The organism is Streptomyces sp. NPDC003635 (genome assembly GCF_053587635.1).
Genome location: NZ_JBSFOK010000043.1, coordinates 38,381 through 55,593 on the forward strand (window position 1 = coordinate 38,381; position 17,213 = coordinate 55,593).

16 protein-coding genes are annotated in these 17,213 nt (G+C 70.8%); 9 read left to right on the forward strand and 7 right to left on the reverse strand.

What is annotated here, in order from left to right; translation table 11 throughout:
* Positions 1-47: 47 nt before the first annotated feature.
* Together fomD and ACWDRW_RS31275 are read left to right on the forward strand one after the other, a co-directional pair.
* Complete coding sequence (gene fomD, locus ACWDRW_RS31270; protein ID WP_451728881.1) at positions 48-788, forward strand: cytidylyl-2-hydroxypropylphosphonate hydrolase; 741 nt, start codon at positions 48-50, stop codon at positions 786-788.
* 283 nt (positions 789-1,071) lie between these two features.
* Complete coding sequence (locus ACWDRW_RS31275) at positions 1,072-3,138, forward strand: SpoIIE family protein phosphatase (protein ID WP_451728884.1); 2,067 nt, start codon at positions 1,072-1,074, stop codon at positions 3,136-3,138.
* A gap of 43 nt (positions 3,139-3,181) precedes the next feature.
* On the opposite strand, the gene ACWDRW_RS31280 is transcribed toward ACWDRW_RS31275, so the two are convergent.
* A complete protein-coding gene (locus ACWDRW_RS31280) occupies positions 3,182-5,473 on the reverse strand; it encodes a transglycosylase domain-containing protein (protein ID WP_451728887.1) in 2,292 nt (763 codons plus the stop codon).
* A 247-nt stretch (positions 5,474-5,720) separates the two neighbouring features.
* Here ACWDRW_RS31280 and ACWDRW_RS31285 point away from each other — a divergent pair, with 247 nt between their 5' ends.
* The 5 genes from ACWDRW_RS31285 (at position 5,721) to ACWDRW_RS31305 (ending at position 10,520) form a co-directional block, all read left to right on the forward strand.
* Positions 5,721-6,656 (forward strand): SPFH domain-containing protein, encoded by a 936-nt coding sequence (locus ACWDRW_RS31285; protein WP_451728890.1) that lies wholly within the window; start codon positions 5,721-5,723, stop codon positions 6,654-6,656.
* A complete protein-coding gene (locus ACWDRW_RS31290) occupies positions 6,602-6,880 on the forward strand; it encodes a hypothetical protein (protein ID WP_451728892.1) in 279 nt (92 codons plus the stop codon). The genes ACWDRW_RS31285 and ACWDRW_RS31290 overlap by 55 nt, the downstream gene beginning before the upstream one ends.
* Before the next feature lie 105 nt (positions 6,881-6,985).
* A complete protein-coding gene (locus tag ACWDRW_RS31295) occupies positions 6,986-7,510 on the forward strand; it encodes a PadR family transcriptional regulator (protein WP_383311861.1) in 525 nt (174 codons plus the stop codon).
* On the forward strand, positions 7,507-8,196 hold the full coding sequence (locus ACWDRW_RS31300; protein ID WP_451728894.1) for an ABC transporter ATP-binding protein: 690 nt from the start codon (positions 7,507-7,509) through the stop codon (positions 8,194-8,196). Before ACWDRW_RS31295 ends, ACWDRW_RS31300 begins: the two co-directional genes overlap by 4 nt.
* Positions 8,193-10,520 carry an ABC transporter permease gene (locus tag ACWDRW_RS31305; protein ID WP_451728897.1) on the forward strand — a complete coding sequence of 776 codons (2,328 nt, stop codon included), beginning with the start codon at positions 8,193-8,195 and terminating at the stop codon, positions 10,518-10,520. The genes ACWDRW_RS31300 and ACWDRW_RS31305 overlap by 4 nt, the downstream gene beginning before the upstream one ends.
* 44 nt (positions 10,521-10,564) lie before the next feature.
* Here ACWDRW_RS31305 and ACWDRW_RS31310 read toward each other — a convergent pair whose 3' ends face one another.
* From ACWDRW_RS31310 to ACWDRW_RS31325, 4 genes are all read right to left on the reverse strand, one after another.
* A complete protein-coding gene (locus tag ACWDRW_RS31310; protein ID WP_451728900.1) occupies positions 10,565-10,993 on the reverse strand; it encodes a hypothetical protein in 429 nt (142 codons plus the stop codon).
* A 4-nt stretch (positions 10,994-10,997) separates the two neighbouring features.
* On the reverse strand, positions 10,998-11,390 hold the full coding sequence (locus tag ACWDRW_RS31315; RefSeq protein ID WP_451728902.1) for a roadblock/LC7 domain-containing protein: 393 nt from the start codon (positions 11,388-11,390) through the stop codon (positions 10,998-11,000).
* A gap of 42 nt (positions 11,391-11,432) precedes the next feature.
* Positions 11,433-12,308, reverse strand: coding sequence for a MarR family transcriptional regulator (locus tag ACWDRW_RS31320; RefSeq protein ID WP_451728904.1), 876 nt, complete (start codon positions 12,306-12,308; stop codon positions 11,433-11,435).
* 185 nt (positions 12,309-12,493) lie between these two features.
* The gene (locus ACWDRW_RS31325) at positions 12,494-13,453 is read right to left on the reverse strand and encodes a LysR substrate-binding domain-containing protein (RefSeq protein ID WP_451728907.1); all 960 of its coding nucleotides are present in this window, start codon (positions 13,451-13,453) and stop codon (positions 12,494-12,496) included.
* 133 nt (positions 13,454-13,586) lie between these two features.
* Here ACWDRW_RS31325 and ACWDRW_RS31330 point away from each other — a divergent pair, with 133 nt between their 5' ends.
* Entirely contained in the window at positions 13,587-14,141 is a 555-nt protein-coding gene (locus tag ACWDRW_RS31330) for a peroxiredoxin (RefSeq protein WP_451728909.1), read from the forward strand.
* 3 nt (positions 14,142-14,144) lie between these two features.
* The gene (locus ACWDRW_RS31335) at positions 14,145-14,678 is read left to right on the forward strand and encodes an alkyl hydroperoxide reductase (RefSeq protein WP_451728912.1); all 534 of its coding nucleotides are present in this window, start codon (positions 14,145-14,147) and stop codon (positions 14,676-14,678) included.
* Between the two features lie 27 nt (positions 14,679-14,705).
* On the opposite strand, the gene ACWDRW_RS31340 is transcribed toward ACWDRW_RS31335, so the two are convergent.
* Complete coding sequence (locus tag ACWDRW_RS31340) at positions 14,706-16,010, reverse strand: AI-2E family transporter (RefSeq protein WP_451728914.1); 1,305 nt, start codon at positions 16,008-16,010, stop codon at positions 14,706-14,708.
* 136 nt (positions 16,011-16,146) lie between these two features.
* A complete protein-coding gene (locus ACWDRW_RS31345) occupies positions 16,147-16,839 on the reverse strand; it encodes an aggregation-promoting factor C-terminal-like domain-containing protein (protein ID WP_451728917.1) in 693 nt (230 codons plus the stop codon).
* Positions 16,840-17,213: the final 374 nt, after the last annotated feature.

Consider the following 17,213-nt stretch of genomic DNA (forward strand, 5'->3'; position numbering starts at 1 on the left):
TGACGTTCGCCGCAGCGTCGTCAGTCAGTGACACCTAATATCTGTGCATGGCAGACGGCGGAGCGATGACGGCAGTGGAAGCGGGCGGGTCTACGGCACACTGGGCGCCCGGAAGTCACATCCTGTGGCGGTACCGGGAGAACGCCGGCACGCGCTTCCACATCGTGCGTCCGGTCACCGTCGTACGGGACGACGCCGACCTGCTCGCCGTATGGCTGGCGCCCGGGACCGAGTGTCTCAAGCCCGCGCTCGCCGACGGCACCCCCGTGCACCAGGAGCCGCTGGGGTCGCGCTACACCAAGCCCCGTACGGTGCAGCGCGACCGCTGGTTCGGCACCGGGGTGCTGAAACTGGCCAGACCCGGTGAGCCGTGGTCGGTGTGGCTGTTCTGGGAGCCGGGCTGGCGGTTCAAGAACTGGTACGTGAACCTGGAGCAACCGCTGGTCCGTTGGGCGGGCGGAGTCGATTCCGAGGATCACTTTCTGGACATCTGTGTCTACCCCGACCGCAGTTGGGGCTGGCGCGACGAGGACGAGTTCGCGCAGGCTCAGCAGGACGGCCTGATGGACGCCGCCGCGGCCGAAGGGGTGCGGGAGGCCGGGCGGGCCGCGGTGGAGGTGATCCGCGCCTGGGGGCCGCCGTTCTCGGACGGCTGGCAACACTGGCGCCCGGACCCGTCCTGGGCTGTACCGTCACTGCCGGAGGAACTGGCGGACGAGCTGCCGGAGGATGTGCCAGGGGAATTCCCGGAGGACTTGGGCCGTACGCCCGCGCACGTGTCCTCATGAGACCCTTGATGCGCCCCCGGGCGAGAAACGTAGGATCGTCCTCCGCAAGGGCGCACGGCGGCAACTACCGGAGCGCGCGCTGGGCTTGACCGATCGTCACCGAGGGGCGGCAGGACGTGAGCGAGGGGTACGAGGGCAACACCGGTACGGGCAGCGCACAGCCCGCCGGTGACACAGGAACAGCCTCTGGCCACGCGGGAATCCCGTTCCTGGGGCACGTATTGCGGGTATCGGGACTTCGGCGGGACGAACGACACGCCCCGGACGGATGGATGCGACACGCGTGACGGAGCAGCCGACCTCCTTCGAGCGCCCCCTGGGCGCCGACCCCGCGGACGCCCGCGGGGCGCTCCGGCGTACCCCGAGCCCGCCCCGCGCCCCCGGAGCCGCCGCGTTACCCGCGCAGGCGCGCACCGGCGAACCGCCCACCACCCCGGGCACGACCGCACCGTCCGGCAACGACAAGGCCCCCGTGAGCAACGGTCCCGAGCACGCGCAGCCCTCCGCCGCCGCGGAGGCCGACACCCATCGTCCCCGGCCGGTGCCCGAGGGCATCCCGGCGCAGCCGAGCACCGCGGCGGCGCCGGACGAGCGCCGCACCGGGCAGGGGCTCCCGCCCGGCCGGCCCACGCCCATGCGGCGGGACGGCGACCGGCTGCGGTTCGTGGGCGCCGCGACCCGCCGGATCGCCCGCGGCATCGATCTCGACGAGATCGTGATGGGGCTGTGCCGGGCCACCGTGCCGACCTTCTCCGACGCGATCCTGGTCTATCTGCGCGATCCGCTGCCGGTCGGCGACGAGCGGCCCACCGGGCCCGTCGTGCTGCGGCTGCGCCGCACCGACCGGATACCGGAGGAGCGGGACACCGAGGGCTTCCTGGCCGTCCCGGGCGTGCCGGAACCCACCGAGCTGGCGGAACTGTCCTCCCTCACCTCCGAGTTGTGCGAGGTACGGCCGGGCGGGGCGCTCGCCGAGGTGCTGCGGGGAGTCCGCCCGGTCTTCGCCGACGCGCCCGCCGCCAGCGCCGCGCTGCCGGAACTCCTCGGCGAGGACGGCGAACTGGTCGTGCCGGGCGGACAGCGCGCGATCCTCGCGCCGCTGCGCGGCCGGCGCCGGGTGATCGGCGCCGCGCTCTTCCTGCGCCGCCCCGAGCGCGTCGCCTTCGAGGCGGACGACCTCCTGGTCGCCGCCCAGCTCGCGACGCACAGCGCGCTCGGCATCGACAAGGCGGTGCTGTACGGCCGTGAGGCCTACATCGCCGACGAGCTGCAGCGGACCATGCTCCCGGAGACCCTGCCGCGCCCGACCGGCGTACGGCTCGCCTCCCGCTATCTCCCGGCCGCCGAGACCGCGCGGGTCGGCGGCGACTGGTACGACGCGATTCCGCTGCCGGGCAGCCGGGTGGCGCTGGTGGTGGGCGACGTCATGGGCCACTCCATGACCTCGGCGGCGATCATGGGCCAGTTGCGTACGACGGCCCAGACGCTCGCGGGGCTCGACCTGCCGCCGCAGGAGGTGCTGCACCACCTCGACGAGCAGGCGCAGCGGCTCGGCACGGACCGCATGGCGACCTGTCTGTACGCCGTGTACGACCCCGTCTCGCACCGCATCACGATCGCCAACGCCGGTCATCCGCCGCCCGTTCTGCTGCACCTGGGCGGCCGGGCCGAGGTGTTGCGGGTGCCGCCGGGCGCGCCGATCGGTGTCGGGGGCGTCGACTTCGAGGCCGTGGAACTGGACGCGCCGGCCGGGGCGACGCTGCTGCTGTACACCGACGGGCTGGTCGAGTCGCGGCTGCGGGACGTGTGGACCGGGATAGAGCAACTGCGCGAGAGGCTCGCCGCCACCGCTCAGCTGACCGGGCCCGATCATCCGCCGCCGCTGGAAGCGCTGTGCGACGAGGTGCTCGACATGCTCGGGCCCGGGGACCGGGACGACGACATCGCGCTGCTCGCCGCGCGGTTCGACGGGATCGCGCCGAGTGACGTGGCCTACTGGTTCCTGGAGCCGGAGGACGCGGCGCCGGGCCGGGCCCGGCGGCTGGCGCGACGCGCGCTGTCCCGCTGGGGCCTGGAGGAACTCAGTGACTCCGTCGAGCTGTTGGTGAGCGAGGTCGTCACCAACGCGGTGCGCTACACGTCCCGGCCGGTGACGCTGCGGTTGCTGCGGACCGACGTCCTGCGCTGCGAGGTCGGCGACGACGTACCGCAGTTGCCGCGCCTGCGGCAGGCCCGCGCGACGGATGAGGGCGGACGCGGCCTGTACCTGGTCAACAAGCTGGCCCGGCGCTGGGGTGCGACCCGGCTCAGCACCGGCAAGGTCGTCTGGTTCGAGCTGAATCGCGGCTGATCCGCACGAGAAAGGGCGCCCGGTGCTTCCGGGCGCCCTTTTCTCATTCCTGCGCGTTCGGATCCACCGGATCCTCCGGGATGTCGTCCGGCGGCGGAGTCGTCGTCGGCTGCTCCGTCGTCGGCTCGTCCGTCGGTTCGGCCGTCGTCGGGGTGCCCGTGGGCGTCTGGGTCGGGGACTGGGTCGGCGCCTCGGTGGTCGGCTCCTGGGTCGTCGGCTCCTGGGTGGGCGTCCGGGTCGGCTCCTGGGTCTTCGTCGGGGTCCACGTCGGCTCGACCGCCGCCCCCTGGTCGGTGTCCAGGTCGAACTCGGCCTCCGGGTCCGTGACTCCGAACATGTACGCCGCCCAGATCTGCGCGGGGAAGCTGCCGCCCGCGACCCGGCCGCTGCCCGGCAGGGTGCCCGTCGCGCCCTTCATGTTGACCTGGTCGCCCGTCTTGGCGTCCTCACCGAACATGCCGACCGAGGTCACCAGGTCGGGTGTGTAGCCGGTGAACCAGGCCGACCTGCCGAAGTCGGACGTACCCGTCTTGCCGGCCACCTCCTGGCCGTCGCGCGCCGGGTTCTCACGCACCGAGCGCCGGGCCGTACCGTCGTCGACCACGCCCGTCAGCACCGAGGTCACGGTGTCGGCGGCCTCGCGGCTGAGGACCTGCTCGCCGATCGCGTCCGGCATGGTGAGCGTACGGCTGCGCTGCTCGGCGGACTTGATCAGGGTCGGGGTGACCTGCTTGCCGTGGTTGTCGAGGGTGGCGTAGACCCCGGCCATCTGGAGCGGGCTCGCCCCCATGGAGCCGAGGGTCTGCGCGGGCACCGCCTCCAGGTCGTCGGACATGCCGAGTTCGGCCGCGGTGTCCATCACCTCCTCCATCCCGACGTCGATGCCCATCTGCGCGAACACCGAGTTGATGGACTTGTTCATCGCGGTCTGGACGGTGACGTCGCCGTAGTCGACGTCGTCCTCGTTCGGCGGGGCGAAGCCGACCTTGTTGCCGTTGGCGTCCACCACGGGCCGTTTGCTGTTGCCGTCGTAGACCGTCTTCGCGCCGATCGTCTCGCCGTCCTGCGTCTCGGCCTGGTTCTCCAGGGCGGCGGCGAGGATGACCGGCTTGAAGGTCGAGGCCGGCTGGTAGTCGGTGCGGGTCGCGTTGGAGCGGTAGTGCTTGAAGTAGTCCTCGCCGCCGTACAGGGCGACGATCTTCCCCGTCTTGGGGTCGACGGAGACGGCGCCCGCCTGGATGTCCCCGTCGACGGGTCGCTCCTTCTCGTCCAGCTTGCTGTTCAGCTGGGTGTCGACCGCCTTCTCCAGCTGGGCCTGCTTCTTCTTGTCGATGTTCAGGGTGATGGTCCAGCCCTGGCCCTTGACCTGGGTCTCGGCCTCGGAGCGGGAGATCCCCTCCTCCTTCATGAGCTGCTCTTCGAGCTGGTTGTTGGCCAGTTCGACGAGGTAGCCCTTCTGGCCCTCGAGACCGGCGGCGGCCTTGGGGTCCTTCGGGACCGGGAACTTCATCTCCTGGCGGTCGGCGGAGCTGAGCCAGCCCTCCTCGACCATGTTGTTCAGGACGTAGTTCCAGCGGTCCTTCACGAGCTTCTTGCCGGTCTCCGAGGCGACGGCCCAGTCGTACTGGCTCGGCGCCTGGAGCAGCGCGGCGAGATAGGCGCCCTGCGCGACCGACAGATCCTCCGCGTCGACCCGGTAGTAGGCCTGGGCGGCGGCCTGGATGCCGTAGGCGTTACGGCCGAAGTAGCTGGTGTTGAGATAGCCCGCGAGGATGTCGTCCTTCGACATCTGGCGGTCCACCTTCAGCGAGATCACCAGCTCCCGGAGCTTCCGGGTGACCGTCTGCTCCTGGGTGAGGTAGTAGTTCTTGACGTACTGCTGGGTGATCGTCGAACCGCCCTGCGCGCCCTTGCCGCTGAGCGTGTTGATCAGACCGCGGGCCGTGCCCTTGAAGTCGACGCCGGAGTCCTTGTAGAAGGTCTTGTTCTCGGCGGCGACGAAGGTGTTGCGGACCTCCTCGGGCACCTTGGACAGGTCCACGATCTCGCGGTTGACCTCGCCGTCGCGGGCGAGGACCGTGCCGTCGCTGTACTTGTAGATGTTGCTCTGGAGCCTCGCGGCGGCGTTGCCCTTGGGCACCTCCACCATCATGTACAGCACGATGAAGCCACCGATGCCGAGCAGGCAGAGGCCGAGGAAGGTGCCGAGGACCTTCTTCCAGGTGAAGAACCGGCGTATGCCGGTCTTGCCCGGCGCCCCCGACGAGCGGGGACGCCTGGGGGCCGCGCGGCGGCCACCGCGCTGCCGCGCTCGTCTCTCTTCCGCTCGTCCCATGAGTCCGATCCGCTCCGCTTCGCTCAGGTGTGCACCGATGCCACACAGGTTCGCCGCTCAGGTCAGCTCAGAAAGCTAACACCGGGAGATGTGACAAAGGGACGCCGATCCGGTCTTTTACGGACGTGACAATCAGCACCCGTCCCAACGGAACCGACCGCTGACAGATGCGTAGGGTTGCCTCGCGCGCTAAAGTGATATCACTTAGCTAGATACAAGCTAGTACACGGAAACGGGGGGCCCACCTATGCCGAACGACCACACCACCGCCGCCGCGGACGTACCGGACATGCCCGCGCCACGCGTGCGGGAGTTCAACGCGCACAGCATCGGCGGCGGCCTCGCCCTGCTGCTCGGCCTGGTGGGACTCGCCGCCGGCGCCGGCTGCATCGTCGGCGCCACCGCCGTCTCCGGGGCCGGCCCCAAGGCCGCGCTGATCATCGGCGGCATCCTGATCGCCCTCGCCGCCTTCCTGGCGATGTGCGGGCTGAACATGGTGGCCCCGGGCGAGGCCCGGGTGGTCCAGCTCTTCGGGCGGTACCGGGGCACGATCCGGCAGGACGGACTGCGCTGGGTGAACCCCCTCACGTCCCGGACGAAGATCTCGACCCGGGTCCGCAACCACGAGACCGCGGTGCTGAAGGTCAACGACGCCTACGGCAACCCGATCGAGCTCGCCGCGGTCGTCGTGTGGAAGGTCGAGGACACCGCGCAGGCCACCTTCGAGGTCGACGACTTCCTGGAGTTCGTCTCCACCCAGACCGAGGCGGCGGTCCGGCACATCGCCATCGAGTACCCCTACGACGCCCATGACGAGGACGGCCTCTCGTTGCGCGGCAACGCCGAGGAGATCACCGAGAAGCTCGCCACCGAGCTGCACGCGCGCGTGGAGGCGGCCGGAGTGCAGATCATCGAGTCGCGCTTCACGCATCTCGCGTACGCTCCCGAGATCGCCTCGGCGATGCTCCAGCGGCAGCAGGCCGGGGCGGTCGTCGCGGCCCGGCGGCAGATCGTGGACGGAGCGGTCGGCATGGTCGAGGCGGCGCTCGCCCGGATCTCCGAGCGGGACATCGTGGAACTGGACGAGGAGCGCAAGGCGGCGATGGTGTCGAACCTGATGGTGGTGCTGTGCGGGGACCGCTCGCCGCAGCCGGTCCTCAACACGGGGACCCTCTACCAGTGACAGCTCCTCAGGGCCGGCCGCAGCGCAAGCAGGTACTGCTGCGGCTGGACCCGGCCGTGTACGAGGCCCTCGCCCGCTGGGCCGGGGACGAGCTGCGCTCGGCCAACGCGCAGATCGAGTTCCTGCTCAGGAAGGCCCTCGCCGACGCGGGCCGCCTGCCGAGGGAGGCGGGTCCCATCCCGCGCCGCGGCAGGCCCCCCGTGGACCCGCCCGGGACCGAGTAGCAGAACCGTGACAATCGGCCCTCACCTGGGCCGACCCACGCTCCGCCAGGAGCTGCACACCCGGCGTATACACCGGGCGTATACACCCCGTGTAGAGTCCTCGGCATGTCCATCGGTCACACCCTCCTGGGGCTCCTGGAATCGGGCCCGCGTCACGGCTACGACCTGAAGCGGGCCTTCGACGAGAAGTTCGGTCACGACCGGCCGCTGCACTACGGCCAGGTCTACTCGACGATGTCCCGCCTGCTGAAGCACGGGCTCGTCGAAGTCGACGGCATCGAGCCCGGCGGCGGTCCCGAGCGCAAGCGGTACGCCATCACCGACGCCGGCGTCACCGACGTACAGCAGTGGCTGGCGACGCCCGAGAAGCCGGAGCCGTATCTCCAGTCGACGCTGTACACCAAGGTCGTCCTCGCGCTGCTCACCCGGCGGGACGCGGCCGACATCCTCGACACCCAGCGGGCCGAGCATCTGCGGATGATGCGGATCCTCACCGACCGCAAGCGCAAGGGCGATCTCGCCGACCAGCTGATCTGCGACCACGCCCTGTTCCATCTGGAAGCCGATCTGCGCTGGCTGGAACTGACCGCCGCGCGGCTCGACAAGCTGGCGGAGGTGGTGGTCAAGTGACGCCGCCGCCCGGTGCCCTGCTCGCGGCCGAGGAGCTGCGCAAGGCCTACGGTCCGACCGTCGCGCTCGACGGCGCCGAGTTCTCCGTGCATCCCGGGGAGGTCGTCGCCGTGATGGGGCCCTCCGGCTCCGGGAAGTCGACGCTGCTGCACTGCCTCGCCGGGATCGTCCCGCCGGACTCCGGCTCGATCACCTACGCGGGCCGGGAGCTCGCCACCATGAACGACGCCGAGCGCAGCGCCCTGCGCCGCTCGGAGTTCGGGTTCGTCTTCCAGTTCGGCCAGTTGGTGCCCGAGCTGACCTGCGTGGAGAACGTGGCGCTGCCGCTGCGGCTGAACGGCACCTCCCGCAAGGAGGCCGAGCGGACCGCGCTGTCCTGGATGGAACGGCTCGAGGTCGACGACCTCGGCAAGAAGCGGCCCGGCGAGGTCTCCGGCGGTCAGGGGCAGCGGGTCGCCGTCGCCCGGGCGCTGGTCACCAGCCCCCGGGTGCTCTTCGCCGACGAGCCGACCGGCGCGCTGGACTCCCTCAACGGCGAGCGGGTGATGGAGCTGCTCACGGAGGCCGCCCGGTCCACCAACGCGGCCGTCGTGCTGGTCACGCACGAGGCGCGGGTGGCGGCCTACTCCGACCGCGAGATCGTCGTACGGGACGGACGGTCCCGGGACATGGAGCGGATCGTATGAACCAGTGGGGGAGGGACCTCGCCCTGGGTTTCCGGTTCGCCTTCGCGGGCGGGCGGGAGGGCTGGACCCGGGCCCTGCTGACGGCCGTCGGGGTCGGGCTCGGGGTGGCGTTGCTGCTGCTGACGACGGCGATCCCGAACGCGCTGGCGGCCCGGGACGACCGGGGGAACGCGCGCACGGACATCACCTACAGCTCCGAGGCACCGCCCAAGGGCGACGACACCCTGCTCGTCGCCGACGCGAGCACGGCGTTCCGCGGCACGGACGTGCACGGGCGGACGCTGGAGCCCGAGGGGCCGCGGGCACCGCTGCCGCCCGGGGTGGAGAAGTTCCCCGCGGTGGGCGAGATGGTGGTCTCGCCCGCGCTGAAGCGGCTGCTGGAGTCCGGTGACGGCGGGCTGCTGCGCGAGCGGCTGCCGGACCGGATCGTGGGCACCATCGGCGAGAGCGGGCTGATCGGCTCGGCCGATCTCACCTTCTACCAGGGCGGCGAGGGCCTCGCCCGGTACGTCGACGGCGCCGAGGTCACCCGAATCTCGCAGTACGGCGACCCCAACCCGTACCGCGAGAAGACCGACCCGGTGCTGGTGCTGCTGATCCTCGTCGTCTTCGTGGCGCTGCTGATGCCGGTCGCGGTGTTCATCGCGGCGGCCGTGCGGTTCGGCGGCGAACGGCGCGACCGACGGCTCGCGGCACTGCGGCTGGTCGGCTCCGACGGCCGGATGACCCGCCGTATCGCGGCCGGCGAGGCGCTCGGGGGTGCGCTGCTCGGTCTGGTCTTCGGTACCGTCTTCTTCCTGATTGGGCGTCAGATCGCGGGCTCCGTCGAGGTGTTCCGGTTCAGTGTGTTCCCCAGCGACCTGAACCCCTCCCCCGCGCTCGCCCTGCTGGTGGCCGTGGCGGTTCCGGCGGCCGCGGTGCTGGTGACACTGCTCGCGCTGCGCGGGGTGGTCATCGAGCCGCTGGGCGTGGTGCGGACGGCGAAGCCCCCGCGGCGCCGGTTGTGGTGGCGGCTGCTGCTGCCGCTCGGCGGGCTCGCGATGCTCTACCCGATGATCGGGCAGGGCAACGACGAGGGCGACTTCAACCAGTACCTCGTCATCGGCGGTGTGCTGTTCCTGCTGGTCGGCGTGACCGCGCTGCTGCCCTGGGTGGTGGAGACGGTCGTGGCCCGGCTCGGCGGCGGTGGCGTGGCCTGGCAACTGGCCGTACGAAGGCTGCAGTTGAGCAGCGGTACGGCCGCGCGGCTGGTCAACGGCGTCGCCGTGGCCGTCGCCGGTGCCATCGCGCTGCAGATGCTGTTCTCCGGGGTGGAGAGCGAGTACACCAAGGACACCGACTACGACCTCACCCAGGCGCAGATGCAGGTGAACGTGGCCGGTGGCGTGGAACTCGACCACGCGGCACGGAAGTTGCGCGCGACCGAGGGCGTGCGTCAGGTCGTCGCCCACTCCGAGGGCTACCTGGGCGACAAACGCGTCGACCCCGAGCGCACCTCCGCGCTGACCGTCGGCGACTGCGCGGCGCTGCGCGAGGTGGCCGACCTGGGCTCCTGCCGCGACGGTGACGTGTTCGCCGTGCACGGCGCGGAGTACGACACCGACACCGAGGGACTGGCGGTCCCCGGCCGGAAGCTGTACCTGGACCCGACCTACGCGGGCTCCGTTCCGGGCAAGGAGGTCGCCTGGAAGGTGCCGGCGGGGATCCGCACGGTCGAGTCGCGCACGGATCTGAGCGGGATGGAGCGGGGCGGCTTCCTGATCACCCCCGAGGCGCTGCCCGAGGGCGCGCTGGCGGGCATGGTCGGGCGGGCGTACATCGGGCTCGATCCGTCGGTGCGTGACGCCCGCGAGTACGTCCGCAACACGGCGGCGGCGCTGGGCCCGCTGGTGCGCTCCAACGACTGGTCGGCCTCCGAGCGGTCCAACCGCTACGCCTCCATCCGCACCGGTTTGTTCGTCGGCGCGGTGTGTGTGCTGGTGCTGATCGGGGCGAGCCTGCTGGTGTCGCAGCTGGAGCAGTTGCGCGAGCGCAAGAAGCTGCTGTCGGCGCTGGTCGCCTTCGGCACCCGGCGGCGCACGCTGAGCCTGTCGGTGCTGTGGCAGACGGCGATCCCGATCACGCTGGGCCTGGCGCTGGCCTCGACGGTGGGTCTGACGCTCGGCGCGGTCCTGCTGCGGATGACGGCGACGCCGGTCCGGGTGGACTGGGGCAGCCTGCTGTCCATGACCGGCGCCGCGGCCGGGGTCGTCCTCGCGGTGACCCTGCTGAGCCTGCCTCCGCTGCTGAGGCTGATGCGGCCGGACGGTCTACGGACCGAGTGACCGCGGGCCCCTCCCCCGATCCGCCGGGGAGGGGCCCGTCCAGCTCACAGCCCGTACTCCCGCACCACCCGCCTGACCTGGGCGAACAGCATGCCCACATTCACCGACTTCCGGCAGACGACCACGGCGACGACATCCTGCTGCTCGCTCATCCGCACGAACAGATGGGTGAGGTTCTCGCTGTTGACGAGGATCTCCTGGAAGAAGTGCTGGTCGGTCTCGACGCCCCTGCGCTCCTTGAAGACGTCCTCGATCATCACGACCGTACGGCCCTGGAAGAGATCGAGGGTGGCGCCCGCCAGCAGGTCCAGCACCTCCGGCGGATGGTTGTCGACCGTCTCGTAGGACAGCAGCATGCCGGTGCCCATGTCGACCACGCCCGAGGCCACACAGTCCGGGGCGTCCGTCCGCAGGGCTTTGACCAGGCCCATCACCTGGTCGGAGAAGCCGGTGGTCATCCGTTTGGTGGCCATGTGCTCAGACACCTTCCGTCGCTTTCTCGCTGCTCGTGAGGATCGAGTCGATCCGGCGCAGGGCCGGCTGGGTCGCCTGGTGCAGTCGGTCCAGGTCCATGCCTTCGTCGCCGACGACGACCATCAGCGCGGTGTCGCCGACGGCGTAGAAGGCCGCGCAGCCAGCACTGCCGTAGGTCACCGTCCGGCGCAGGGCGCCCCGTTCGGCGGCCTGGGCGGTGCGCCGGGCGAGGCCGAGGCCGGCCGCGGCGAGGGCGGCGAGGCACTCCGCGTCGATGGAGTCGGCGGTGTCGGCGGCGATGAGCAGCCCGTCCGACGCGGCGACCGCCGTGTCGGTGATGCCGGTCACCTGTTCACGCAGACCGCGCATCTCGCGTGCCAGCGCTTCGTGGTCCATGTCGTCAACGCTCCTCTTGCTTTTCTCATGGGGTCGTCCGGCTCATTCGGCGGGTCCGTTCCTCAGGCGGAAGAGCCATTTCCAGCTCGCCGCGGTCCGTTCCGGGGCGAGCGCTTCGGCGATGCCGCTGGCGCCGGGTTCACGGCGGGGCAGGGCGTCCGGTGCGGGGGGTGGTCCGGGGGGCGGCTCCGGGAGCGCGGGCACTCTGCGCCGAAGGCCTTCGGGAGGGGTGCGGATGCGGACCGGCCGGGGTTGCGGGGGCAGCTCCAGGAGACCGTCGGCGAGCATCCGGGCGACCTCGACGGTGACGGTGTAGACACCGCGCCCGGTGCGGAAGGCGAGGTCCCGGGCGGTGCTGCGGCCGTCGGCGTGGGTGAGCAGATCGTGCCGGAGGGGGGTGAGGGGGCCGTCCGCCTCCGGTGCGGGAAGCGGGCGTTCGCGGTCGGGGTGCACCGGGTGGGGCAGCGCGTCGAGGGCGGCGATCCTGCGGGAGGTGTCCTGGAGCAGCCGGGCCGGCGGTTCGCCGACCGCGAGCGGCGCGACCGGCTCGGCGCCGAGCACGGGCCGGCAGTGGTCCACGGTGCCGGCCGCGATGGCGAACACGGCGTCGTACAGCGCCATCACGCAGACCACCCGCAACTGGGCGTCGCCCGCGTAGCCCCGAGCGACCAGCCCGGCCGCGGGCCAGTGCGCGCCCCCGGACTCCCGTACCAGCGCGGCCCACTGCTCGGCGCTGACCCGGCCGGAGCGCAGCAGCAGCGCCTCGGGGCCGGGCGCTCCGGCCGACTCGGCGGCGACGACGAGTCCGGCTCTGAAGTGGACGGTGCCGCCCGGTGTTCCGGCGACGCGCAGCGCCCCCGTGCAGCCGTCGCGCCCGCACGCGGCCAGGGCCGGCGCCAGGTGGTGGTAGCCCGACATCACTCCCCCAGGCCTCTCGCACATACGCCTGACGCGTAGCGCTGAGGGGGGAATTCCTATCAGTCACGCGGTGACTACCGACCGCGAGTTTCCGACCTGCCGCTAGTTGACGGAAGTTGACGTGCCCAGCGGTTCAAAGCGCTGACTTGGGCGCCGATTTGACCGACTGGGCGGGCGGCTCGCCGTCAGTCGTCGCCGTCCACCACCCGTACCGGCAGCGGGCGCAGCGCGTCCCGCAGGGCGGTGGCCAGTTCCTGGTACTCCGCGCCGCGGGCCGCGCCGCTGCGCATGGCGAGGGCGATCCGGCGGGTGGGGGCCGGGTCGGAGAAGCAGCCGGTCATCAGCTGGTTGCTGCGGGTCGTCTCGACCCTGACGGCGGTCCGCGGCAATAGTGTGACGCCCAGGCCACCGGCGACGAGCTGGACCAGGGTGGACAGCCCGGCGGCCGTCGTGGTCACCGGGGCGTCCTCGCGGCCCGCCTCCCGACAGATGTCGAGAGCCTGGTCGCGCAGACAGTGCCCCTCGTCCAGGAGCAGCAGGTTGAGCTCCTTCAGCGCCTCGCGTGCGATCCCCTCCCGGCCGCCGAGCTCGTGGTCCAACGGGGTGACCAGCACGAAGTCCTCGTCGAAGAGCGGGAGTTCGACCACCCCGGGAACCCCGAGCGGGACGGCCAGCAGCAGCAGGTCGAGTCGGCCGGTGTGAAGTCCGTCGACGAGGGAGGCGGTCTGCTCCTCGTGCACCTGCAGATCGAGGTCCGGGTAGCGGTCGTGGGCCAGCCGCAGGACGGTGGGCAGCAGGTACGGCGCCACGGTCGGGATGACGCCGAGCCGGAGCACTCCGGTGAAGGGCGCCCGTACCGCCTCCGCCTCCTCCAACAGGGCGCCCACCTCGTCCAGTACGGCCTTGGCGCGCAGGGCGAGCCGTTCGCCGGCCGGGGAGAGGAGCACCTTGCGGGTCGTACGCTCCAGGAGGGTGACGCCCAGGGTCTCCTCCAGCGCGGCCACGGCGCCGGACAGGGCGGGCTGGCTCATGCCGATGGCGGCGGCCGCGTCCCGGAAGTGCAGATGTTCCGCCACCGCGGCGAAGGCCCGCAGTTGGGCCAGGCTGGGCAGCCGCCGCTTGGCACCCGTATTACTCACGGTCACTGATAATCGCCTCCGATCAACATGACCGAGTGTAGCGATTTCTCTAATCAATGCACGGTGTGCCAGCATCGGGCACGTCCAACCCATGGGAAGCGTCCGTGATCCGGACACTTCCTCGCTGCAAGGAGAGCGTGTGCTCACTGTTGGTGACAAGTTCCCCGAGTTCGAACTGACCGCCTGTGTCTCGCTGGAGAAGGGCAAGGAGTTCGAGCAGATCCACCACAAGTCCTACGAGGGCAAGTGGCTGGTGGTCTTCGCATGGCCCAAGGACTTCACCTTCGTCTGCCCGACCGAGATCGCCGCGTTCGGCAAGCTGAACGAGGAGTTCGCCGACCGCGACGCCCAGATCCTCGGCTTCTCCGGTGACTCCGAGTTCGTCCACCACGCCTGGCGCAAGGACCACCCGGACCTGACCGACCTGCCCTTCCCGATGCTGGCCGACTCCAAGCACGAGCTGATGCGCGACCTCGGCATCGAGGGCGAGGACGGCTTCGCGCAGCGCGCCGTCTTCATCGTGGACCCGAACCGCGAGATCCAGTTCACGATGGTCACCGCCGGCTCCGTCGGCCGTAACCCCAAGGAGGTCCTGCGGGTTCTCGACGCGCTCCAGACGGACGAGCTCTGCCCGTGCAACTGGAGCAAGGGCGAGGACACCCTGGACCCGGTCAAGCTGCTGGCCGGTGAGTGACGGATGTCCCTCGACTCCCTGAAGTCCGCCGTCCCGGACTACGCCAAGGACCTGAAGCTCAACCTGGGTTCGGTCATCGGCAACTCCGACCTCCCGGCGCAGCAGCTGTGGGGCACCGTGCTGGCGACCGCCATCGCCTCGCGCTCCCCGATCGTGCTGCGTGAGCTGGAGCCGGAGGCGAAGGCGAACCTGACGCCGGAGGCGTACAACGCCGCCAAGTCGGCCGCCGCGATCATGGCGATGAACAACGTCTTCTACCGCACGCGGCACCTGCTGTCGGACCACGAGTACGGCACCATGCGCGCGGGTCTGCGGATGAACGTCATCGGCAACCCCGGGGTCGACAAGGTCGACTTCGAGCTGTGGTCCTTCGCGGTCTCCGCCATCAACGGCTGCGGCATGTGCCTCGACTCGCACGAGCAGGTGCTGCGCAAGGCGGGCGTCGAGCGCGAGGTCGTCCAGGAGGCGTTCAAGATCGCCTCGGTGATCCAGGCGGTCGGCGTCACGCTGGAGACCGAAGCGGTCCTCTCCGAGTAGACCGGCCGGTGCTTGCGTGGGCCCCGTTCACCCTTGGTGGGCGGGGCCCTCGGCGTTGACGGCGTCGGGCACCGGCACCGGCTGCTTCGCCTGCTCCTGGGCGTACTTGCGCAGGTAGCCCACCACCGTGTTCGCCACCGCCACCAGCGGTACCGCCACGACGGCGCCGCCGATGCCGGCCACCAGGCCGCCCGCGGCGACCGAGAGGACCACCGCGAGGGGGTGGACGCGGACCGCGCGGCCGAGGATGAAGGGCTGCAGGATGTGGCCCTCGATCTGCTGGACCGCGAGCACCACGACCAGGGTCATGACCGCCGTGAACACGCCCTGGGTCACCAGCGCGACCACGACGGCCAACGCCCCGGAGGCCACCGCGCCCACGAGCGGGATGAAGGAGAACAGGAAGATGAAGACGGCCAGCGGGACGGCCATCGGCACGTCCAGGAAGTAGATCCCGATGCCGATGAAGATCGCGTCGATCAGGGCCACTATCACCGTGCCGCGCACATACGCCGTGAGCGTCCGCCACGCCGCCGGACCGGCCCCGGCCACACCCGGCCGCGCCGCCGCCGGCACCAACTTCAGCGACCACTCCCAGATCCGCCTGCCGTCGTAGAGCAGGAACAGCGTCGAGAAGGCCGCCAGCAGGATGCCGGTCAGCGCCTCGACGATGACCGTGACGCCCTCCAGGCCCGCCGAGGTGATCTCGTCGGTGTTGGCGCCGATCGCGTCGCGGAGGTTCTCGGCGATGTCGTTGATCTGCTTGTCGGTGACGTGGAAGGGGCTGTTGAGCAGCCAGTCCCGCAACTCGTCGATGCCGTCCTGGACCTGGTCGGAGAGGTTGTCGATGTTCTCCATGACCTGCCAGGTGACGAACCAGCCGATCAGGCCCATCACCACGAAGCCCAGGATCGCGGCCAGCGCGGTCGCGAGCCCCTGGGGGACGCCGTAGCGGCGCAGCCGGGCCACCGTGGGCTGGAGCAGCGCCGTCATCAACAACGCGGCCACGAAGGCCAGCACCACCAGTTGTACGGCGCTGATGACCCGCATCAGGACCCACACGGTGCCGGCCAGCACCAGCAGCCGCCAGCCCGCCTCGGCGGCGACCCGCACTCCCCACGGCACGGCCAGCGCGGGATCGGGACGCGCCGGTGCGGCCGTCACGGGTTCCGGGCGCGGCGGCACCTGGTCGGCGGGCGGCAGAGCAGGCCCGGACTCGGGCGCGGTGTCGGCGTTCTCGCGCTCCACCTCCGCGCGGCGCTGGTCCAACCGCTCCCCCATACTCGTGAGGCCGGCTCCGACCCGGCCGAGCCACCCTGGCACTCGCGACATGATTCGTCCTCTTCCCCCGTCTTTCCCCACCACTCCCCCCGGAGTCGTCCCGTCCGACCGTACATGGCAAAGCCCCCCACCTTAGGACGGTGAGGGGCTGAGCGAGGTTGAGAGGCGCGGCCTGGTACCGGGGGGCCTAGTACCAGTGGTTGGCCTGCCAGAACGACCAGGCGTCGCAGGGACTGCCGTAGCGCTCGTTCATGTAGTTGAGGCCCCACTTGATCTGCGTGGCCGGGTTCGTCTGCCAGTCGGAGCCCGCGGACGCGTACTTGCCGGCCGGGAGCGCCTGGAAGAGACCGTAGGCACCCGAGGAGGGGTTGACCGCCTGGTAGTTCCAGCTGGACTCGTGGTCCACGATGTTGCTGAAGCACTGGTACTGACCGGACGGCACCATCTGCTGGGCCATGGCCTGGATCTGCGCGATGGTGTACGAGCTCTGCACCGGGAAGCTGGAGGAGGACCGGGAGGCCTTCGCCTCGGCCTCTTCACGCTCCTTGGCTTCCTCCGCAGCCTTCGCCGCCTTCTCGGCGGCGTCCTTCTTCTCGATCGCGGTCTGGGCGGCGGCCTTGCGGGCCGCTTCCTCCGCGGTCTTCTTGGCGCTCGCGTCCGCGGCGATGGCCTGGACGTTCGCCTGCTGCGTCAGGGACGCGGTCTGTACCTGGGCCTGCTGACCCGTGGGTATGTCCGCGAGGAGCGTCGCGTCGGCTGCCGTCGCTTCGGCGTCGTTGTTCTGCGCGGTGCTGCCCGAGGCAACGCCGACGACGCTTCCGACAGCGGTGACCGCGGTGGCCGAGGCCACTGCGAATCCCCGGACCGAAATCCGGCTCACACGGTTTCCTTCCAGCATCGCCCGCTTCGGTGACCCTGGCGGACGCAATCGTGCCCCTGGCACTGGCCTCCCAACTACGGGGTCACGGGAGGCGCGGGCCCGGTGGGCAACTCCCCTGCGGGGAGCGCCGCGTGGTGCGCGGGCGGCATACGACGACGCTATGGAGTTAGCGGTGCTTCTCAAGTGGTGCCGTACCGCTGGGGGTACAGGTGTGTCGTATGCGGGGCCTGACAGGAGTGAGACTCTGCCGTACCCGGACGCCGCAAGGCAATTCTGTGTTGCGTGTGAAAGCTCACATCCCGTTTGGCCCAGGGAGTTCCGAGAAACGGCAGCACGCGAAAGCGCCGCCCGGCTAGGCTCTTGGCCCTTCCGGA